This is a genomic window from Streptomyces sp. NPDC052701, assembly GCF_040678355.1.
Taxonomy (GTDB): domain Bacteria; phylum Actinomycetota; class Actinomycetes; order Streptomycetales; family Streptomycetaceae; genus Streptomyces.
In genome coordinates this window covers 142,993-163,041 of the sequence record NZ_JBFATO010000007.1, presented here as the reverse complement: position 1 = coordinate 163,041, position 20,049 = coordinate 142,993, and the positions used below count along the sequence as shown (strand labels likewise).

The 20,049-nt window shown below is 71.0% G+C and carries 19 protein-coding genes; 8 read left to right on the top strand and 11 right to left on the bottom strand.

Annotation, left to right across the window (positions count from 1 at the left end; translation table 11 throughout):
• Positions 1-39: 39 nt before the first annotated feature.
• The 3 genes from mctP to AB0L29_RS11710 form a co-directional block, all read right to left on the bottom strand.
• Entirely contained in the window at positions 40-1,668 is a 1,629-nt protein-coding gene (gene mctP / locus AB0L29_RS11720; protein ID WP_365825886.1) for a monocarboxylate uptake permease MctP, read from the bottom strand.
• Positions 1,665-1,922: a DUF3311 domain-containing protein gene (locus AB0L29_RS11715; protein ID WP_365825884.1), complete on the bottom strand. Its 258-nt coding sequence runs from the start codon at positions 1,920-1,922 to the stop codon at positions 1,665-1,667. Before AB0L29_RS11715 ends, mctP begins: the two co-directional genes overlap by 4 nt.
• Before the next feature lie 448 nt (positions 1,923-2,370).
• Positions 2,371-3,135: a GntR family transcriptional regulator gene (locus AB0L29_RS11710; RefSeq protein WP_365825882.1), complete on the bottom strand. Its 765-nt coding sequence runs from the start codon at positions 3,133-3,135 to the stop codon at positions 2,371-2,373.
• 398 nt (positions 3,136-3,533) lie between these two features.
• Here AB0L29_RS11710 and AB0L29_RS11705 point away from each other — a divergent pair, with 398 nt between their 5' ends.
• The 4 genes from AB0L29_RS11705 (at position 3,534) to AB0L29_RS11690 (ending at position 8,190) form a co-directional block, all read left to right on the top strand.
• Positions 3,534-4,805 carry an extracellular solute-binding protein gene (locus AB0L29_RS11705; RefSeq protein ID WP_365825880.1) on the top strand — a complete coding sequence of 424 codons (1,272 nt, stop codon included), beginning with the start codon at positions 3,534-3,536 and terminating at the stop codon, positions 4,803-4,805.
• Positions 4,806-4,886: 81 nt separating this feature from the next.
• A complete protein-coding gene (locus tag AB0L29_RS11700) occupies positions 4,887-5,873 on the top strand; it encodes a sugar ABC transporter permease (protein WP_365825878.1) in 987 nt (328 codons plus the stop codon).
• The gene (locus AB0L29_RS11695) at positions 5,870-6,700 is read left to right on the top strand and encodes a carbohydrate ABC transporter permease (RefSeq protein WP_365825876.1); all 831 of its coding nucleotides are present in this window, start codon (positions 5,870-5,872) and stop codon (positions 6,698-6,700) included. Before AB0L29_RS11700 ends, AB0L29_RS11695 begins: the two co-directional genes overlap by 4 nt.
• Positions 6,701-6,708: 8 nt before the next feature.
• Positions 6,709-8,190: a glycoside hydrolase family 3 protein gene (locus AB0L29_RS11690; protein ID WP_365825874.1), complete on the top strand. Its 1,482-nt coding sequence runs from the start codon at positions 6,709-6,711 to the stop codon at positions 8,188-8,190.
• 81 nt (positions 8,191-8,271) lie between these two features.
• On the opposite strand, the gene nagB is transcribed toward AB0L29_RS11690, so the two are convergent.
• Both nagB and AB0L29_RS11680 read right to left on the bottom strand, forming a co-directional pair.
• On the bottom strand, positions 8,272-9,057 hold the full coding sequence (gene nagB, locus AB0L29_RS11685) for a glucosamine-6-phosphate deaminase (protein ID WP_365825872.1): 786 nt from the start codon (positions 9,055-9,057) through the stop codon (positions 8,272-8,274).
• A gap of 377 nt (positions 9,058-9,434) precedes the next feature.
• Positions 9,435-10,187, bottom strand: coding sequence for an SDR family oxidoreductase (locus AB0L29_RS11680; protein ID WP_365825993.1), 753 nt, complete (start codon positions 10,185-10,187; stop codon positions 9,435-9,437).
• Positions 10,188-10,283: 96 nt separating this feature from the next.
• On the opposite strand from AB0L29_RS11680, the gene AB0L29_RS11675 reads away from it, so the two are divergent.
• Both AB0L29_RS11675 and AB0L29_RS11670 read left to right on the top strand, forming a co-directional pair.
• The gene (locus AB0L29_RS11675) at positions 10,284-11,075 is read left to right on the top strand and encodes a TetR/AcrR family transcriptional regulator (RefSeq protein ID WP_365825870.1); all 792 of its coding nucleotides are present in this window, start codon (positions 10,284-10,286) and stop codon (positions 11,073-11,075) included.
• A gap of 423 nt (positions 11,076-11,498) precedes the next feature.
• Positions 11,499-12,965, top strand: coding sequence for a PAS domain-containing sensor histidine kinase (locus tag AB0L29_RS11670; RefSeq protein WP_365825991.1), 1,467 nt, complete (start codon positions 11,499-11,501; stop codon positions 12,963-12,965).
• 173 nt (positions 12,966-13,138) lie between these two features.
• Here AB0L29_RS11670 and AB0L29_RS11665 read toward each other — a convergent pair whose 3' ends face one another.
• Together AB0L29_RS11665 and AB0L29_RS11660 are read right to left on the bottom strand one after the other, a co-directional pair.
• Positions 13,139-13,396, bottom strand: coding sequence for a WhiB family transcriptional regulator (locus AB0L29_RS11665; RefSeq protein WP_003992873.1), 258 nt, complete (start codon positions 13,394-13,396; stop codon positions 13,139-13,141).
• 320 nt (positions 13,397-13,716) lie between these two features.
• Positions 13,717-14,685 (bottom strand): diacylglycerol kinase family protein, encoded by a 969-nt coding sequence (locus AB0L29_RS11660; protein ID WP_365825868.1) that lies wholly within the window; start codon positions 14,683-14,685, stop codon positions 13,717-13,719.
• A gap of 115 nt (positions 14,686-14,800) precedes the next feature.
• Here AB0L29_RS11660 and AB0L29_RS11655 point away from each other — a divergent pair, with 115 nt between their 5' ends.
• Positions 14,801-15,241: a hypothetical protein gene (locus AB0L29_RS11655; RefSeq protein WP_365825866.1), complete on the top strand. Its 441-nt coding sequence runs from the start codon at positions 14,801-14,803 to the stop codon at positions 15,239-15,241.
• Between the two features lie 24 nt (positions 15,242-15,265).
• Here the strand turns inward: AB0L29_RS11655 and AB0L29_RS11650 are convergent, their stop codons facing one another.
• The 3 genes from AB0L29_RS11650 to AB0L29_RS11640 all read right to left on the bottom strand — a co-directional run bounded on the left by AB0L29_RS11650 (position 15,266) and on the right by AB0L29_RS11640 (position 17,408).
• Positions 15,266-16,459: an RNA polymerase sigma factor SigF gene (locus tag AB0L29_RS11650; RefSeq protein ID WP_365825864.1), complete on the bottom strand. Its 1,194-nt coding sequence runs from the start codon at positions 16,457-16,459 to the stop codon at positions 15,266-15,268.
• A gap of 17 nt (positions 16,460-16,476) precedes the next feature.
• On the bottom strand, positions 16,477-16,890 hold the full coding sequence (locus AB0L29_RS11645; RefSeq protein ID WP_003992877.1) for a hypothetical protein: 414 nt from the start codon (positions 16,888-16,890) through the stop codon (positions 16,477-16,479).
• Positions 16,891-17,147: 257 nt separating this feature from the next.
• Positions 17,148-17,408, bottom strand: coding sequence for a UBP-type zinc finger domain-containing protein (locus tag AB0L29_RS11640; protein ID WP_365825862.1), 261 nt, complete (start codon positions 17,406-17,408; stop codon positions 17,148-17,150).
• A gap of 63 nt (positions 17,409-17,471) precedes the next feature.
• Between AB0L29_RS11640 and AB0L29_RS11635 the strand changes: the two genes are divergently transcribed.
• Positions 17,472-19,070 (top strand): Na+/H+ antiporter, encoded by a 1,599-nt coding sequence (locus AB0L29_RS11635; protein ID WP_365825860.1) that lies wholly within the window; start codon positions 17,472-17,474, stop codon positions 19,068-19,070.
• A gap of 6 nt (positions 19,071-19,076) precedes the next feature.
• Here AB0L29_RS11635 and AB0L29_RS11630 read toward each other — a convergent pair whose 3' ends face one another.
• The gene (locus AB0L29_RS11630) at positions 19,077-19,985 is read right to left on the bottom strand and encodes a pyridoxal-phosphate dependent enzyme (RefSeq protein WP_365825858.1); all 909 of its coding nucleotides are present in this window, start codon (positions 19,983-19,985) and stop codon (positions 19,077-19,079) included.
• Positions 19,986-20,049: the final 64 nt, after the last annotated feature.

Sequence of the window (20,049 nt, the reverse complement as noted above, 5' to 3'; positions counted from 1 at the left end):
CGCCGGATGTCCTCCGGCGGCCCGTCGTCGTACGGATCGCTAGTGGGCCGAGCCCGCCGTCGCCGGCGGCAGCTCCACCTGGACGCCCGGGTCGCCCGCGTCGGCCGTGTAGTCCTCCGGCCTGGTCTCGTCGACGCCCTCCGGAGCCTTCAGCGCCTTGAGGACGAAGGTCAGGACCACGGTGACGACCAGGTTCAGCACGAACGCCGTCAGACCGATGTAACCGATCTCCCCGATGCCCGGAATCTCCTTCGCCGAACCGCCGAAGTGCTTCTGCGTCGGCGACGCCACCCCGTACGCGGCGACCGTGCCGTACACCATGCCGACCGCCCAGCCCGCCAGCAGCGCCCAGCGGTGGAACCAGCGGGTGAACAGGCCGCCGACCAGGGCCGGGAAGGTCTGCAGGATCCAGATGCCGCCGAGCAGCTGGAAGTTGATGGCGACCGTCTTGTCCATGGTCAGGACGAAGGCCAGCGCGCCCACCTTCACCAGCAGCGAGACCAGCTTGGAGACCTTCGTCTCCTGCTCCGGCGTCGCGTCGGGCTTGAGGAAGTCCTTGTAGATGTTGCGGGTGAACAGGTTCGCCGCCGCGATCGACATGATCGCGGCCGGGACCAGCGCGCCGATGCCGATCGCCGCGAAGGCCACGCCCGCGAACCAGTCCGGGAACATGGTCTCGAACAGCTGAGGGATGGCCAGCTGCCCGTTCTGCACCTTCACCCCGGCGGCGATCGCCATGAAGCCGAGCAGCGCCAGCAGGCCCAGCATCAGCGAGTACAGCGGCAGGATCGTGGTGTTGCGGCGGATCACCTCGCGGCTGCGCGAGGACAGCGTCGCCGTGATCGAGTGCGGGTACATGAACAGGGCCAGCGCGGAGCCCAGGGCCAGCGTGGCGTACGTCCACTGCCCCGCCTCCGCCGGGACCAGCGCGCCGCGCGGCGCGCCCGTCGCCGGGTTGGTCTGGCCGAACGCCTCGCCCGCCGCGGCGAAGATGTCGTCGAAGCCGCCCAGCTTGATCGGGATGTAGATGATCGCCACCGCGATGACGAGGTAGATCAGGGTGTCCTTGACGAAGGCGATCAGGGCCGGTGCCCGCAGACCCGACGAGTACGTGTACGCGGCCAGCACGCCGAACGCGATCAGCAGCGGCAGGTCCTTGATGAACCAGTTGGTGTCCTCGCCGCCGCCGACGCCCATCACGTCCAGCACGGCCTGGATGCCGACGAGCTGGAGCGCGATGTACGGCATCGTCGCCAGGATGCCGGTCAGCGCGACGGCCAGCGACAGTCCCTTCGAGCCGAACCGGCCGCGCACGAAGTCGGACGTCGTCACGTAGCCGTGCTTGTGGGACACCGACCACAGGCGCGGCAGGAACGTGAAGATCAGCGGGTACACCAGGATCGTGTACGGCACGGCGAAGAACCCGGCCGCGCCCGCCGCGTAGATCGCCGCGGGAACGGCCACGAACGTGTACGCCGTGTACAGGTCGCCGCCGAGCAGGAACCAGGTGATCCAGGTGCCGAACGACCGTCCGCCCAGGCCCCATTCGTCGAGGCTGTGCTCGTTCTCGGCCCGGCGCCAGCGCGCGGCCAGGAAGCCCAGGACGGTGACGAGCAGGAAGAAGAAGATGAAGACGGCGAGCGCGACGCCGTTCACGCCGTCCTTCATCGGCCGGCACCTCCCTTGCGGGCGCGCTGGTCACGCTGCCACAGCTTGTACGCGATGCCGGTCAGCACCGTGGAGATCAGCACCCAGGCCATCTGGTACCAGTAGAAGAACGGGATGCCGATGAAGGCCGGATCGGTCCTGGCGTAGGAGCCGACCCACAGCATGGCCACGAACGGTGCTATGAGGCAGAGGGCGATGACGACGCGCACCGGCGTCACCACCGCCCCTCTGCCGACTTCTGGGGCTTGCGACATCTGGCGGCTCCGTCCCCTCGCTGGTCACCTGTGCAATGCGCAGGAAATCTAGGTCAGGCGATGGCGGAAACGGAACCCCTCGTCCGCATAGCGGTACCAAAAATCCCGCTCATGTCCGCGGCGGCGGCGAAAACCCCGCCGCGGACGGCCTCCCGCCGGCCGGTGCGCATCCGCTCGCACGCCCGCCGGGAGGACACCGCGGCCCGCGGGTGTCCGCGGCGCGGGTGCGCGGCGTGACGGCCGTACGCCGGCCCGCCGCGTCGACGAGTGCGGCGGGGGACCGGACGACGGCGGTCCGGACTGCGCGGTGCGCACCGGACCGTCCGACGTGAGCGGCGCGCACCGAAGGGTCCTCCCGTCCCGCCCTCGACACGGCGACGGAGGGGACCGTGGGGCAGGACGTGGGATCGCCCCCCGCCGCGTGTGCCACTCGGCACCGCCCCGGGCGCTACTCCTGCGGGCGCTTCAGGCGGGCCACGAACTTGTACCGGTCCCCGCGGTACACCGAGCGCACCCACTCCACCGGCTTGCCCTCCCGGTCGATCGAGTGCCGGGAGAGCATCAGCATCGGCAGGCCCACGTCGGTGCCGAGCAGGCCGGCCTCGCGCGGGGTGGCCAGGGAGGTCTCGATGGTCTCCTCGGCCTCCGCGAGGTGGACGTCGTAGACCTCGGCGAGCGCGGTGTAGAGGGAGGTGTACTTGACCAGGGAGCGCCTCAGCGCGGGGAAGCGCTTGGCACTCAGGTGGGTCGTCTCGATGGCCATCGGCTCGCCGTTGGCCATGCGCAGCCGCTCGATGCGCAGCACGCGCCCGCCGGGCGCGATGTCGAGCAGTTCGGCGAGCCGGTCGTCGGCGGTGATGTAGCCGGTGTCCAGCAGCTGGGAGGTGGGTTCCAGCCCCTGGGCGCGCATGTCCTCGGTGTAGGAGGTGAGTTGCAGCGCCTGGGAGACCTTGGGCTTGGCGACGAAGGTGCCCTTGCCCTGGATGCGCTCCAGCCGGCCCTCGACGACGAGCTCCTGCAGGGCCTGGCGCACGGTCGTGCGGGAGGTGTCGAACTCGGCGGCCAGGGTGCGCTCGGGCGGCACCGGCGTGCCCGGGGCCTGGGTCTGCGTCATGTCGAGCAGGTGCTTCTTCAGGCGGTAGTACTTGGGCACGCGTGCGGTACGGACAGTCGCCCCGTTCTCGTTCTCCGCACTGCTGACGTCGGTGCTCATGCTCCGCCTTCCCGGCTCCCTATGCCGACAGGACCGGCCCGCGCCGGTCACGGCTCACATCGTGGCACGGCTGTGGAGAAGGGGTTCTCCGCACATTCCGTGATCTCCTCTGTATACCGTCGGCGTCTCTTTTGGTCTAGTCCACAAGACCCGAGTGGTCTACCTGAGCGCATGGGCCCAGGGTCGCTGTTTTCGAGGGTTTCTTACTTAAAGGTTCCTGCATATGTAGGTCCCGTAACGGCTGGTGGGAGCCCATACGAGACCCTTGACAGGCCATATGGTCTGGGCCAAGCTCCCCGTACTGGTCTACACCATTGGTCCAGGTCCCGGCCCCATGGGCGGTACGTCGGAACACCGCGGGGAGCAGGGGGGTTTGTGGCATCCCTGAGGAGGGTGGCGTGAAGCGCAAGCTGATATCCGCGATCGGTGTCGCGGGCATGATGTTCTCCATCGCGGCGTGCGGGGGCGACGACGGAGAGGGCAAGGCCGGGGCGGACGGCTACAAGGGCCAGACCCTCACCGTGTGGGTGATGGACGGCTCCTCCCCGGACCAGTGGCAGAAGGACCTGGCCGCCGAGTTCGAGAAGAAGACGCAGGCCAAGGTCAAGTTCGAAGTCCAGCAGTGGAACGGCATCCAGCAGAAGCTGACCACCGCCCTGTCGGAGGAGAACCCGCCGGACGTCTTCGAGATCGGCAACACCCACACCCCCGCCTACGCCAAGACCGGCGGCCTCGCCGACCTCGCCGACCTCAAGAGCGAGATCGGCGCCGAGTGGACCGAGTCCCTCAACGAGTCCTCGATCTACGAGGGCAAGCAGTACGCGGTGCCCTGGTACTTCGCCAACCGCGTGGTCCTCTACAACAAGAAGATCTGGGCCGACGCCGGCATCAAGGACACCCCCAAGACCCGCGACGAGTTCTACGCCGACCTGAAGACGATCGGCGAGAAGACCGACGCCGAGCCGATCTACCTGCCCGGCCAGAACTGGTACCACTTCGTCGGCCTGGTCATCGGGGAGGGCGGTGAACTGGTCAAGAAGCAGGGCGACAAGTACGTCTCCAACCTCGACGACCCGAAGGTCGCCGCCGCCATGGAGACATACAAGAAGTTCCAGGCCCTCTCCGAGGCGCCCAAGGACAAGGACGAGGCCACCCCGCAGCAGGGCGAGGTCTTCGGCAAGGGCAAGGTCGGCGCGTTCATCGGCATGGGCTGGGAAGCCGGCATCGCCGTCAAGGCCAACCCGAAGATCGAGAAGGAGATCGGCTACTTCACCATCCCCGGTGCCACGGCCGGCAAGCCCGAGGGCGTCTTCGTCGGCGGCTCCAACCTCGCCGTCGCCGCGGGCAGCAAGAAGCAGGAGCTGGCCAAGGAGTTCCTCAAGCTCGCCCTCTCCGACAAGTTCGAGGGCCAGCTCGCCAAGCTCAACGGCGTCATCCCGAACAAGGAGTCGCTGCAGGGCAACCTCAAGGGCAACGCCGTCGCCGAGGCCGCCGCGCCGGCCGCCGCGGGCGGTGGCACCACGCCGCTGATCCCGGAGTGGGCCGCCGTCGAGAACGCGCCCAACCCGATCAAGACGTACATGACGGCCGTCCTGAACGGCAAGTCCCCGGCCCAGGCCGCCCGGCAGGTCGAGGACGAGTTCAACAAGCGCCTGGCGCAGCAGCAGTAGGGAGCTCGGGCCGGGGCGGGGCCGTCGGACCAAGGCCCCGCCCCGGCGACCGTACGCAGGTCGAGAAGAGAGATCGCGAGCATGACCGTGCAGACCGAACGGCCGCCCTCCGGCCCGGCGGACGTCCGCAAGGCGGACGACGGGGACACCGGCCGGCCCACATCCCGAGCCGCGTCGCGCACCGGCGCGCTCGCCCCGTACCTGTTGCTGCTGCCCGCCTGCGCAGCCACCGTGCTGCTGCTCGGCTGGCCGCTGGTGAAGGACGTCCTGCTGTCGTTCCAGAACCTCAACATGGCGCAGCTGATCCAGCACGTCACCGAGTGGAACGGTGTCGACAACTACAAGGAGGTCCTCACCGGCGAGGACTTCTGGCGGGTCACCCTGCGCTCGATCCTGTTCACGGCGGTCAACGTCGTCCTGATCATGGTCCTGGGCACGCTGGTCGGCCTGCTGCTCGCCCGCCTCGGCAAGCGGATGCGGCTGACGCTGCTGCTCGGCCTGGTCCTGGCCTGGGCGATGCCGGTGGTCGCCGCCAGCACCGTCTACCAGTGGCTGTTCGCCCAGCGCTTCGGTGTCGTCAACTGGGTGCTCGACAAGCTCGGCTGGCACTCGATGGCCGACTACAGCTGGACCGGCAGCCAGATGTCGACCTTCTTCGTGGTCACCCTGCTGATCGTGTGGATGTCGATCCCGTTCGTCGCGATCAACCTCTACGCGGCGACCACCACCATCCCGAGCGAGCTGTACGAGGCCGCGGCCCTGGACGGCGCGGGGGCGTGGCGCAGCTTCACCACCGTGACCATGCCCTTCCTGCGGCCGTTCCTCTACGCGACGACGTTCCTGGAGATCATCTGGGTCTTCAAGGCGTTCGTGCAGGTCTTCACCATCAACGGCGGCGGACCCGACCGGCTCACCGAGATCCTGCCCGTCTACGCCTACGTCGAGGGCGTCGGCAACCAGCACTACGGCATGGGCGCGGCCATCGCCGTCCTGACCATCCTGATCCTGCTCGGCCTCACCGCCTACTACCTGCGGATCGTGCTCAAGCAAGAGGAGGACGAGCTGTGAAGCGCTCATTCTTCGGCCGCCTGTGGCCCAACGCCACGGCCGTCGTCCTGTTCGTCGGCTTCGTCTTCCCCGTCTACTGGATGTTCGCCACGGCCTTCAAACCGACCGGCGACATCATCTCCGAGGACCCGGTCTGGTTCCCGACCGACATCACCTTCGAACACTTCAGGACCGCGACCGACGCCGACCACTTCTGGACGTTCGTCGTCAACTCGTTGACCGTCACCATCTGTGCGGTCGTCTTCTCGCTGGTCATCGCACTGGCCGGCGCCTTCGCCCTGGCGCGGATGCGGTTCAGGGGGCGGCGCGGTTTCATCGTGGGCTTCATGCTGGCCCAGATGGCGCCCTGGGAAGTCATGGTCATCGCGATCTACATGATCGTACGGGACGCCTCGGTGCTGAACAGCCTGGTGCCGCTGACCGCCTTCTACACGATGATGATCCTGCCCTTCACGATCCTGACGCTGCGCGGCTTCGTCGCCGCCGTGCCCCGGGAACTGGAGGAGGCGGCGATGGTCGACGGCTGCACCCGCGGCCAGGCCTTCCGCAAGGTCATCCTTCCCCTCCTCGCGCCCGGCCTCATGTCCACGTCGATGTTCGGCTTCATCACCGCCTGGAACGAGCTCCCGCTGGTCCTGGTCCTCAACAAGGAGGCCGGGGCCCAGACGCTGCCGCTGTGGCTCACCAGCTTCCAGACCGTGTTCGGCAACGACTGGGGCGCGACCATGGCCGCGTCCTCCCTCTTCGCGATCCCCATCCTGATCCTCTTCGTCTTCCTCCAGCGCAGGGCCGTCAGCGGCCTGACCGCGGGCGCCGTGAAGGGATAACGCACCCGATGACGACATTCGCCAGCGGCACCGACACCCTGACGCGCGACGCGCTGACGGTCCTCCAGCCCGGCTTCACCGGCACCACCGCCCCCGACTGGCTGCTGCGCCGCCTCGGCGAGGGCCTGGCGTCGGTGGGCCTGTTCGGCCGCAACATCGCCTCGCCGGACCAGCTGGCCGCGCTCACCGCCCAGCTGCGTGCCGAGCGGGACGACGTCCTGGTCGCCATCGACGAGGAGGGCGGTGACGTGACCCGTCTGGAGGTGCGGGCCGGTTCCTCCTTCCCGGGCAACCACGCGCTGGGCGCGGTGGACGACGTCGACCTCACCCGCGAGGTCGCCCTCGAACTCGGCCGCCGCCTCGCCGCCTGCGGCGTGAACTTCAACTGGGCGCCCTCCGCGGACGTCAACTCCGACCCGGCGAACCCGGTGATCGGCGTGCGCTCCTTCGGCGCCGACCCCCACCTGGCCGCCCGGCACACCGCCGCCTACGTCACCGGCCTGCAGGCGGCGGGCGTGGCCGCCTGCACCAAGCACTTCCCCGGCCACGGCGACACGGCCGTCGACTCCCACCTCGCCCTGCCGCGCATCGACGTGGACGCCTCGCTGCTCGCCGACCGCGAGCTGGTCCCGTTCCGCGCGGCCATCGCCGCCGGCACCCGCGCCGTGATGAGCGCCCACATCCTGGTCCCTGCGCTGGATCCCGACCGTCCGGCGACCCTCTCCCGCCGCATCCTCACCGACCTGCTGCGCGGCGAACTCGGCTACGACGGCCTGATCGTCACCGACGGCATGGAGATGCAGGCCATCGCGGGCACCTACGGCATCGAACGGGGCAGCGTCCTCGCCGTCGCGGCCGGCGCCGACGCGATCTGCGTGGGCGGCGGCCTCGCCGACGAGGAGACGGTGCGCCGGCTGCGCGACGCCCTGGTCGCGGCGGTGCGCTCGGGCGAGCTGCCCGAGGAACGCCTGGCCGACGCGGCGGAGCGCATCCGCAAGCTGGCCCGCTGGACGGCCGCGCAGGCCGCCTCCCCGGCCGCCGCCGACAGCGAGGTCGGCCTGCGCGCGGCCCGGCGCGCCCTGAAGGTGACCGGTGCGGCGGGTTTCACCCCGCTCACCGAGCCGCCGTACGTCGCCGCCTTCACCCCCGTCGCGAACATCGCCGTGGGCGACGAGACCCCGTGGGGCGTGGCCGCGGAGCTCCTCCGCCTCCTGCCCGGCACGGAGACGGGCAGCTTCGCCGGGCAGGACGCGGGACGCGAGGCACTGGCCGCGGCCGGTTCCCGCCGCGTCGTGGCCGTCGTCCGCGACGAGCACCGCCACCCCTGGATGGCGGGGGCCCTGGACACCCTGCTGGCGGCGCGGCCCGACACCGTCGTGGTGGAGATGGGCGTACCGCAGGCATCGCCCCGCGGCGCCCTGCACATCGCCACGCACGGCGCGGCCCGCGTCTGCGGCCGGGCGGCGGCGGAGGTCATCGCGGGGGGATGACCTGCGGGCCTTCCCGGAACGCCGGTGCCGGACAGCTCCACGAGGGCTGTCCGGCACCGGCGTTCCGCGTACGGCCCCGGATCAGATGCCCTGCCACTCGGGCTTGTTGGCGTAGGTGTGCCGGAAGTAGTCGGCGAGCTTCAGCTTGGCGGCGGCGGCCTCGTCGACGACCACGGTGGCGTGCGGGTGCAGCTGCAGCGCGGAGGCGGGGCACACCGCGGCGACCGGTCCCTCCACCGTCGCGGCCACGGCGTCCGCCTTGCCCTCACCGGTGGCGAGCAGCACCAGGTGACGGGCCTCCAGGATGGTGCCGATGCCCTGCGTGATGACGTGGTGCGGCACCTGCTCGATGTCGCCGTCGAAGAAACGGGCGTTGTCGATGCGGGTCTGCTCGGTCAGCGTCTTGATCCGGGTGCGCGAGGCGAGCGAGGAACAGGGCTCGTTGAAGCCGATGTGCCCGTCGGTCCCGATGCCGAGCAACTGCAGGTCCACCCCGCCGGCCTCGGCCAGCGCCCGGTCGTACGCCTCGCACGCGCCGGTGATGTCCTCGGCGGTCCCGTCGGGTCCCATGAAGGCGTCCATCCCGATCCCCAGCGGCTGGAGCACCTCGCGCCGGAGCACCGAGCGGTACGACTCCGGGTGGTCGGCGGGCAGCCCGACGTACTCGTCGAGCTGGGCGATCCGTGCCCGCGAGGTGTCCACCGCGCCGGAGCGCACCTTGGCCGCCAGGGCCTCGTACACGGGCAGCGGCGTGGAGCCGGTGGCCACGCCGAGCAGGGCGTCGGGCTTGCGTCGCAGGAGCTGCGCCATGGCCTCGGCGACGAGCTCGCCGCCCGCCTTGGCGTCCGGAACGATGACAACTTCCACGCTGGGCCTGCCGATCTGAGAAGAGGGCTCGACTGGGACTGGGACCCGGAAAGGGGCCATGTGGTTTAGACCAATCTAACAGAGCCGGATCCTGCGTCCCAGGCGAGCGGCGCCGCCCGTACGGCGGGTGGACGCCGCTCGTACGGCGGGTGGTGGAGCGGTGTCGGCAGCGGGATGTGCCGGGTGAACGGCGAAGCCGGGCGATCGGGTTCGGCGCGCTCCCCGGGGGAGAGGGACCGGCCGGCGGGGAGCAGGGAAAGGCCGGCCGGCGCGGCCCGTCCGGGGCCGGCCCGAACGGGCGGCCGGTCCCCGCGCAAGCGGCGCCCCCGGCCGCCCGCGCTCGCGCAAGCCCTCCGCACGGCGGGGCGGCAGCCCGCCTACGTCAGCGAGCCCCCCGTCGCGTCCACCCAGCTCCCGGTCACCCACCGGCCCCCGTCCGAGGCCAGGAACGCCACCACGTCCGCGACATCGGCGGTCTCGCCCACCCGGCCGAGCGCCGATATCGCGGCGGCCCGCTCCCAGCCGTCCTCGGTCCCGTGCAGCAGCCCGGCCGTGTTGTCCGTGTCGATGATCCCCGGCGCCACCGAGTTCACCGTGATGCCCCGGGAGCCCAGCACCTTGGACAGATCCCGGGAGAGGATGTCGAGCGCGCCCTTCGTCATCGCGTACGCCATGTTGTGCGGCATCACCGCGGTCCGTGCGAGACCGGAGGAGACGTTGATGACCCGGCCCCCGTCCCGCAGCCGGGTCAGGCCGTGCTTGACGAGGAAGAACGGCGCCTTCACGTTGACCGCGAAGAGCCTGTCGTACTCCCGCTCGTCGATCTCCTCGATCGGGCGGCTGCTCCCGATCCCGGCGTTGTTCACCAGGATGTCCAGCCCGTCCGCGTGCCGGTCGAACTGCTCCCACAGCGCCTCGGCGTCCCCGGGTGTCCCGAGCTCCACGCCGATCGCGAACGCCGAGCCGCCCGCCTCCTCGATCGCGGCGACCGTCTCCTTGGCCGCCGCCTCGTTCCTGCCGTAGTGCACCGCGACCCGTGCGCCGTCGCGCCCCAGCCGCTCGGCGATCCCCCGCCCGATCCCCCTGCTCGCCCCGGTGACCAGTGCCGTCCTGCCCGTGAGCACGCCCATGCCGACGCCCCTCCACATTTTTCTAATGGTCGCTACAGAAATGACCGTACAACAGTCCGCCGACATTTCTCTAGCGCTCGCTATAAAATGCACTCCATGGTGAGCAGCCGACAGGCCGAAGACGCCGCGAAGACCGCGAGGACCGCAGAGGTCGCAGGGGGCGCGGACAACGAGGCGACCGAGACGGCCGAGACGGCCGAGACGACCCGGGCGGCAGGGGCGTCTGGAGTCGCCGGGGCGGCGCGGGCCGCCGGGAGCGAGGAGGGTGAGCGCACCTCACGCCCCCGTGGCCGTGGCCGCCCCCGCTCCTTCGACCGCGCGACCGCGCTGGAGAAGGCCCTCATGGCCTTCTGGGAGCACGGCTACGAGGCCACGTCGGTCTCCGACCTCACCCGCGTCATGGACATCGGCGCGCCGAGCCTGTACGCGGCCTTCGGCGACAAGCGGTCCCTGTTCGAGGAGGCCGTGCGCGAGTACGGCACGCGGTACGGCTCCTTCGCCGCCCGCGCCCTCGACGAGGAGGCCACCGCCCGGGCCGCCGTCGAGCGGATGCTCCGCGAGGCCGCCACCGCCTATACGGAACCCGGTCATCCGCACGGCTGCCTCGTGGTCCACGCCGCCGCGAACTGCTCCGACCCCGAGGTGGAGCGGTCCCTGCGGGAGCGGCGCAACGCCAACATCGCCGCGATCGAGAACCGCATAAGAACCGACGTCGCCGCGGGCGTGCTGCCGGCGGACACCGATGCCGCCGCACTGGCCCGGCACACCGGCGCGATGATCCAGGGCATGTCCCAGCAGGCGCGGGACGGGGCGAGCCGGGAGGAACTCCAGGCGCTCGCGGAAATTGCCCTGGCCGTCTGGCCCCGCACGGCGAGCCGCACGGGTTAGGCTGCGTGGTGGATGCCCGGGCGTCCGGCACGTCGGGGACGCGGCGACCGTGACAACGCAACCGCGGGACCAACGCACAGGCTCCGACGCATGGACACCCCCTAGTGGTCTAGTCCACAATGCGTACGAGGGCAGCGTGCGGGACACGCACAGATCTCCGTCTTCCCCGCACAGGAAGGCGGATCGAGGAACCGGAGCTCTCTGCCCTGACTGCCCCGGCTCCTCATCCTTCGGCCGACCGGGACCGCACACCCCACGGCCGATATTGCTCCGGGCTGCGGTGCCGGGAGGGTTGAGGGTCCCTCCCAGGCGCCGCGGCCCGCGGGTGTTTCGGAGGCCGGACGGCAACCGCGCGCCGACCGCGGACCCCGGCGCTTTTCGGACTCGCACAGACCCCCGGGTACGCTCGCTGACGTGCCCTCCATGAACGAGCTCGTACGCCAGCACACCGCCCTCGACGACACCGACCTCGAGTGGCTCCACCTGCTGGTATCGGAGTGGCAGCTGCTCTCCGACCTCTCCTTCGCCGACCTGGTCCTGTGGGTCCCCACCCGCGACGGCACCCGGTACGTCTCGGTCGCCCAGATGCGCCCCAACACCGGCCCGACCTCGTACCAGGACGACATGGTCGGCCACCTCGTCCCGCGCGGCCGCCGCCCCATGCTGGACGCCGCCCTCGACGAGGGCCGGATCGTGCGCGAGGGCGATCCCGAGTGGCGCGAGGAGGTCCCGGTCCGCGTCGAGTCGATCCCCGTACGGCGCGAGGGGCGCGTCCTCGGCGTCATCGCGCGCAACACCAACCTGCTCACCGTGCGCACTCCCAGCCGGCTGGAACTCACCTATCTGCAGAGCGCGTCCGACCTCGCGCAGATGATCGCCGCCGGAGCCTTCCCGTTCGCGAACCAGCAGGTCGACATGGACGCCTCGCCGCGCGTCGGTGACGGCCTCATCCGGCTCGACGCCGACGGCCTCGTCCAGTACGCCTCCCCGAACGCCCTGTCCGCCTACCACCGCCTCGGTCTCGCCTCCGACCTCGTCGGCCAGCACCTGGGCCGGACCACCGCCGAACTGGCCCCGACCCGGGGGCCGGTGGACGAGGCGCTCGCCAAGGTCGCCAGCGGCTGGGCCCCGCGCGAGTTCGAGATCGAGGCCCACGACGGCGTCATCCAGTTGCGCGCGATCCCCCTCAAGCCCAAGGGCACCCGCATCGGTTCGCTGGTCCTGCTCCGCGACGTCACCGAACTCCGGCGTCGCGAAAGAGAATTGATCACCAAGGACGCGACGATCCGGGAGATCCACCACCGCGTCAAGAACAACCTGCAGACGGTGGCGGCCCTGCTCCGCCTCCAGGCCCGGCGCATCGAGTCCGACCGCGGACGCGAGGCCCTTGAGGAGGCGGTGCGGCGGGTCGGGTCGATCGCGATCGTGCACGAGACGCTCTCCCAGAACCTGGACGAGCGCGTGGAGTTCGACGAGATCGCCGACCGGGTCCTGGCGATGGTCGCCGAGATCTCACCGGGCAAGGTCACCGGCCGGCGCACCGGCCGCTTCGGCATCCTCGACGCCGAGGTCGCCACCCCGCTGTCGATGGTGCTGACCGAGATCCTGCAGAACGCCCTGGAGCACGGCTTCCGCGAGGGCGACACCGGCACGGTCGAGGTGTCGGCGGTGCGCGGCGGCACGACGAAGGAGGCCCGCCTGCTGGTCACCGTCCAGGACGACGGCGTCGGCCTGCCCGACGGCTTCGACCCGCAGACCGCGGGCAACCTCGGCCTGCAGATCGTACGGACCCTGGTGGAAGGCGAGTTGGGCGGCACCTTCGACATGGTCCCGGCCCCGGGGGGTGGCACCCGCGTGATCCTCGACGTCCCGGTGCGGGCACAGAAGTAAGCCCGTTCCGGGACGCCCCACACAGCAAAGAGCCTCGGACCGTGCGGTCCGAGGCTCATGCTCGTGCTGCTCTACTAAGCGCATCGGGGGAACTGCGCGCTGCGGCTCGGGGGCGGGAGATGCGTACGCGCTGTACGCGCCGCCAAGCTCAGGCTGTCAGCAGGGGTGGGATGTCAGGCGGAGGCCTGACGGGCCCGGTTGCGGGCGGCGCGACGCTTCATGGCGCGGCGCTCGTCCTCGCTGAGACCACCCCAGACGCCGGAGTCCTGGCCGGACTCGAGCGCCCACTGCAGACACTGCTCGATCACCGGGCAGCGACGGCAGACGGCCTTGGCTTCCTCGATCTGCAGCAGCGCAGGACCGGTGTTGCCGATGGGGAAGAAGAGCTCGGGGTCTTCCTCGCGGCAAACGGCGTTGTGACGCCAGTCCATGGCTGCTACCTCTCCTTGGTATTACGTGCAAGTGCTTGTGAATGTGAACGCTTTCACGAATCCCTCAACAAGTGAAGGGCCGACCGCCGAGTCTTCCCCGGCGTGGTCCTGTGGTTTGTAGAGGGGTTCCGGTGACCTGTGGAGGCCGGTGTTGCGGGCCGTCCCGATCGCCACGTAGAGACTCGCAAACCTCAGCGGCGGATACAACCCCTTCAGGAAAGTTTTTTTTGATTCTTCGGTGTCGACTAGGTCACAGCCGTACTTCCATGGGGTGGATCCTGGCCTAAACGTTCGAGTGAAAGGACTTTAGTCCCTTCTGCTCACACAATCACACGCAGTGCACGGCGTACGCCTGTGAACGTCACGCTGGTGCGCAGCCCCAGGTGGTCACCGTCCATCTGGAGGGGGAGCGGGGCCTTCGAATGCAAGGTGAACTCGGTCTGGTCGTGCAGTGCGACGGCGTGCTTGCCATGGGGTCCGCGCTCGGGGGACGAAGTGAGCAACTGGGTGCCATACCGGGCAACCGCGGCCGTGGACAGGCGGCTGAGACCGAAGAGATCGAGGCCGGTATCGAACGAGGCTTTAGGCGACGCGTAGATCGGGCGATTGCCCAGAAACGTCCACGGGGAGGTGTTCGAGACTATGGACAGCACCAGATTGGTGACCGGTTCCTCGCCCGCCCGCTCCAGGGTGATCGTGCCGTGCCGGCGGTTGGGTTCGCCGAAGAGCTGGCGCACGACCTGACGGACGTAGAGAGCGTGGGTGGATTTCCTGCCGCGCTCGCGGTGCTGCTCGACCCGGCCCACCACGCCGGCGTCGAAGCCGAGACCCGCGTTGAAGGTGAACCAGCGGGCGGGCACCGCCTCGTCCTCCGTGCCGGGCGTGCCCGAGGCGAGGCCCAGGCCGACGGTGCGTTCGCTGCCCTCGCGCAGGGCGTCCAGCAGGGCGCCGGTGGCCTCCACGGCGTGGTTGGGCAGGCCCAGGGCGCGGGCGAAGACGTTGGTGGACCCGCCGGGGACCACTGCGAGACCGGGCAGGCGGTCCGGGTCGGGGCCGGCGTGCAGCAGGCCGTTGACGACCTCGTTGACCGTGCCGTCGCCGCCGAGGGCCACCACCAGGTCGATGTCGTCGCTCTCCGCGGCCTGCCGGCCCAGGTCGCGCGCGTGGCCGCGGTACTCGGTGGTCACCGCCTCGAGCTTCATCTCGCTCGCGAGCGCGTGGATCAGGACGTCGCGCGTACGCGCACTTGTGGTGGTTGCCGCCGGATTGACCACGAGAAGTGCACGCATGGGTTGCAGAGTACCTACTGGGTGGTACCGGGCACAGGGTCAGGTGGGGATCGGGCGGACCGCGGGACGTGAACCTCGGCACGGGCGCGCGCGGCGCGAGGGCTACCCTGCAGGGGTGAGCAGTGAGCAGACCCCCACCGCCCCGGACACCGCCGGCCCCCGCCCGCGGCGCCTGACGTACGCCGCGGCGCTCGCCGCCCTGGAGGGGCTGGCGCTGGTGGTCGGTGGAGCCTGGATGCTCGTCCTCGGTCTCACGGGCGAACCGGACGACCGGCAGCAGGCCGTGACCGGCGGGGTGACGGTGATCGTGCTGGCGCTGCTGCCGCTGCTCGCCGCGCGCGGGCTGCTCGCCCGCCGCAGCTGGAGTCGCGGCCCGGCCGTCATCACGCAGATCCTGGCGCTGCCCGTGGCCTACAACCTGCTGCAGGCCGACAGCGTGGCCGTCCCGGCGGGAATCGTGATCGCCGTCGTGGCCGTCACCGCGCTCGTTCTGCTGGTCAACCCGGAGACGACCCGGGCCCTCGGGATCCGGGGGCCCGGCGACGCCCGGAAGTAGCGCCTTCGCGGACCTTCGGGGGGATCACTCCTCGACCAGCAGCTTCTCCCGCAGCTGGGCCAGTGTCCTGGCCAGCAGCCGCGAGACGTGCATCTGCGAGATCCCGACCTCCTGCGCGATCTGCGACTGGGTCATGTTGCCGAAGAACCGCAGCAACAGGATCCGCTTCTCGCGCGGCGGAAGGTCCTCCAGCAGGGGCTTGAGCGACTCCCGGTACTCCACACCCTCCAGCGCCTCGTCCTCGGCGCCGAGGGTGTCGGCGACCGCCGGGGACTCGTCGTCGGTGTCGGGGACGTCCAGGGACAGCGTGGAGTACGCGTTGGCGGACTCCAGGCCCTCCAGGACCTCCTCCTCCGAGATCGCCAGCTTCTCGGCGAGCTCGTGGACCGTCGGGGAGCGGCCGTGCAGCTGCGAGAGCTCCGCCGTGGCCGTGGTCAGCGACAGGCGCAGCTCCTGCAGCCGGCGCGGGACGCGCACCGCCCAGCCCTTGTCGCGGAAGTGCCGCTTGATCTCGCCGACGACCGTCGGGGTCGCGTACGTGGAGAACTCCACGCCGCGGTCCGGGTCGAAGCGGTCGACCGACTTGATCAGGCCGATGGTGGCGACCTGCGTGAGGTCGTCCAGCGGCTCGCCGCGGTTGCGGAAGCGGCGCGCGAGGTGCTCGACGAGCGGCAGGTGCATCCGGACCAGCTGGTTGCGCAGCTCCGCGTACTCGGGGCTGCCGTCCTGCAGCGTGCGCAGCTTGAGGAACATGGCACGCGCTTCGCTGCGGTCCTGCGGGCCGTGATGCGTGCCCTGCGGCGCACTGTGCACACCCGGCGCCTCGTCGTCGGCGTATCGCTCGTGCTCGCTCATCGTCCCGCCCGTCGCCCTTCCCCGAGCCCTCGCCTCCCCCGTCCCCCTCGACCGTGCGCGAGTGGGGGGAACCCCCTCGACGGGGGGAACGGGGGAGGCCCCGGTCCGTCCGTCCGCGGGCGCGCTCCGTGCGGCATCGTCCCGGTTCTGCCGCCCGCCGCCCGGGACGGCCTGCGTGAGGTCGTCCTCCGGGTGCGGCCGGGCCTGCTCGGGGATGCCGTCGATGCCGTCCGCCATGTGCCGGGACGCCTCCGGGCCGGCCGTGCCCGTGCCCGTGCCCCGCCCCAAGCCCTCGAGCCCGCTCGAGCTGGGGGTGCCGTCGTCGGCCGGCAGCTCCCGTGTGCCGCGCTCTTCGTCCCGCACCGGCCCGTCCCCGTTCCTCACGCCGGCCCGGGTCCCGCGCCGCGCTGTTTGTAGAGGCTGATCGAAACGGTTTTGTCCTTGTCCACGGCGGAGGAGACCTTGCCCGCGAGGGCGGACAGGACGGTCCAGGCGAAGGTGTCCCGCGAGGGGGCATGGCCATCCGTGGTCGGTGCCGAGACCGTGACCTCGAGCGAGTCGTCGACGAGCCGGAACACACAACTGAGCACCGAGCCGGGCACGGCCTGCTGGAGCAGGATCGCGCAGGCCTCGTCCACCGCGATGCGCAGGTCCTCGATCTCGTCGAGGGTGAAGTCCAAACGGGCCGCGAGGCCGGCCGTGGCCGTACGCAGCACCGACAGGTAGGCACCCGCGGCCGGCAGCCGGACTTCCACGAAGTCCTGGGTCGCGGGCTCGCCTGCGATCTGGGACACCCTCACCTCCATGGTGGTACAAGCGTTAAAGAGCCGAGGATCGTCCCCCGGGTAACGCGATAGTGGTTCAGCGGTGACGCTACCGCGCTCTCGACATTCCTGTCCCCGGGACCCCGGCCCCTTGCCGTCACTCACAGTAAAGCTGTGGACACGCTCCGTGTCTAGGGGTCTGCGGGCCCAAATGGGAAGAGCGGGCGCCGGGTTGACGTACCCAGACGTCAGACGGTCGAACCGTCCGGAACCAGGGTCGCACGTCCTCACACCAGGACGTGGTCGACGAAGCACCAGCGCCAGGCCTCGCCGGGCTCGAAAGTCCGCATCACCGGGTGGCCGGACTCCTTGTGGTGCTCCGTGGCGTGCCGCCCCGGCGAGGAGTCGCAACAGCCGACGTGACCGCAGGTGAGGCACAGCCGCAGCTGCACCGGGTCCGTACCGTCCCGCAGGCACTCCGGGCAGGTCGGGCCGAGCGGCGCGGGCTCCGGGTGCGGCAGCGCGTCGGCGTGCGTGCACTGTTTCATGATGGCCAGGTTACGACGGTCGCGCGGACGACCGCGCGGAAAACGTGAGGGCGGGCGAGGACGATGGACGTGATGCCACTGCTGTTGCTGGTGGCGGGCAGCGCCGCGATAGCGGCGGCCGGGCGGCGCACCCCCGTGCCGGCGCCGCTGCTGCTGGTCGCGGCCGGCCTGGCGGTCAGCTACGTCCCCGGAGTGCCCGACTACACCCTCGACCCCCACATCGTCCTGCCGCTGCTGCTGCCCCCGCTGCTGCACACGGCGGCCACCGACAGCTCCTACCTCGACCTGCGCGCGCAACTGCGGCCCGTCGCGCTGCTGTCGGTGGGATACGTGCTGTTCGCGACCTTCGTCGTCGGCTGGGCGCTGTACATGATCGTGCCGGACCTGCCGCTGACGGCGGCGCTGGTGTTCGGCGCGGTGGTGGCGCCGCCGGACGCGGTCGCGGCGACCGCGGTGGCGCGCCGCGTCGGGCTGCCCTCGCGGATCACCACGATCCTGCAGGGCGAGTCCCTGTTCAACGACGCCACCGCGATCACCGCCTACAAGGTGGCGCTGGCGGCCGCGGTCGGCGAGGGCGCCACCTGGGCCGGGGGCATCGGCGAGTTCCTGGTGGCGGCCATCGGCGGGGTCGGGATCGGGCTGGTGCTCATGGCGCCGCTGCACTGGCTGCGCACGCGCGTGGAGGAGGCGCTGCTGCAGAACACGCTCTCCCTGCTGATCCCGTTCGCGGCGTACGCCGTCGCCGAGCAGGTGCACGCCTCCGGGGTCCTCGCCGTCGTGGTCGTCGCGCTCTACCTGGGACACCGCGCCTGGGAGGTCGACTTCGCCACCCGTCTGCAGGAGGAGGCCGTCTGGAAGATGGTCGCCTTCGTCCTGGAGTCGGCCGTGTTCGCGCTGATCGGGCTGCAGCTGCCGGTGGTCCTCAGAGGGCTCGGGGAGTACGAGGGCGCGGTCGCCGCCCGGTACGCGATCATCGTCTTCCTCGTGGTCGTCGCGGCCCGGTTCGTGTGGGTCTACCCGGCCACCTACCTGCCGCGCGTGCTGTCGGCCAGGATCAGGGCGCGGGAGGAGGACCCGACCTGGAAGGGGCCCTTCGTCATCGGCTGGGCCGGTATGCGCGGTGTGGTCTCGCTGGCCATCGCCTTCTCGATCCCGCTCACCCTGCACGGCGGCGAGGGAGCGTTTCCGCAGCGGAACCTGCTCCTCTTCCTGACCTTCACGACGGTCATCGGGACGCTCGTCGTGCAGGGCGTGACCCTGCCCCCGCTGATCCGGCTGCTGAAGTTCCCCACGCGCGACACGCAGAGCGAGACCCTCGCGGAGGCCAACGCCCAGGCACAGGCCTCCCGGGCCGCCGAGCAGCGCCTGGAGGAGCTCCTCTCCGACGAGCGCAACGCCCTGCCGGCACCGCTCGCCGACCGTCTGCGCACCGTCCTGGAACGCCGCCGCAACGCCGTCTGGGAACGGCTCGGCCAGGTCAACCCCATCACCGGCGAGACCGTCGACGACACCTACCGGCGCCTGTCGCGCGAGATGATCAGCGCCGAGCGCACGGTCTTCGTCAAGCTCCGGGACGGCCGCTACATCGACGACGAGATGTTGCGCACCCTGCTGCGCAGGCTGGACCTGGAGGAGGCGGCGGCCTACCGGGAGACGGCGTAGCGCCCGTCAGGGGAAGGGGCGGCCGGTGACCACCGCCGCGACCGTCGTCCCGCGCGGGAACGCGCCCTCCTCCACCAGGGCCACGAGCCCGTACAGCAGCTTGGCGACATAGAGACGCTCGACGGGCACACCGTGGCGGTGCTCGAAGTCGGCGGCGAAGGCGTCGAGTTCGGGGGTGGTGCGGGCGTAGCCGCCGAAGTGGAAGCGGCCGTCGAGGGACCAGGTGCCGCGGGGGCCGCCGTACGTCCGCTCCTGCAGGGCGCGGACCTCGGCGGTGAGGAAGCCGCCCCTGAGCACCTCGATGCCCAGGGCGCGCCGGCCGGGCGGGAGTCCCGCGGCCAGACCGGCGAGCGTGCCCCCGGTGCCGCAGGCGACGGCGGCCACGTCGGCCCGTCCGGCCAGTTCCGCGCCGAGCGCCTGGCAGCCGCGCACGGCACGGGGGTTGCTGCCGCCCTCGGGGACGACGTACGCGTCCTCGGCACCGGCCGCGCGCAGGATCGCGCGGAGCACCTCGGGGTCCGTCTTGCGCCGGTAGGCCGCCCGGTCGACGAAGTGCAGGCGCATGCCGTCGGCCGCGCACCGGGCGAGGGACGGGTTGAGGGGGCGGCCGGCCAGCTCCTGGCCGCGCACCACGCCGACCGTGGGCAGGCCCAGGAGCCGGCCGGCGGCGGCCGTGGCCCGCAGGTGGTTGGAGTACGCGCCGCCGAAGGTGACGACGGTCCGGCCGGCCGCGGCCGTGAGGTTCGGCGCCAGCTTGCGCCACTTGTTGCCGATCAGCTCCGGGTGGATCAGGTCGTCCCGCTTCAGCAGCAGCCGGACCCCGCGCCGGGCGAAACGATCGTCCACGACCTCCTGCACCGGCGAGGGCAGCCGGGGCCGCAGCGCGGCGAGGCCGGGGGAATCGGGGCTGGTCACCCCGCCATTGTCACCCGGGACGAGCGGCGGGCCGGCCGCGGGAGGGGGCGAAGGCGGTGGGGCG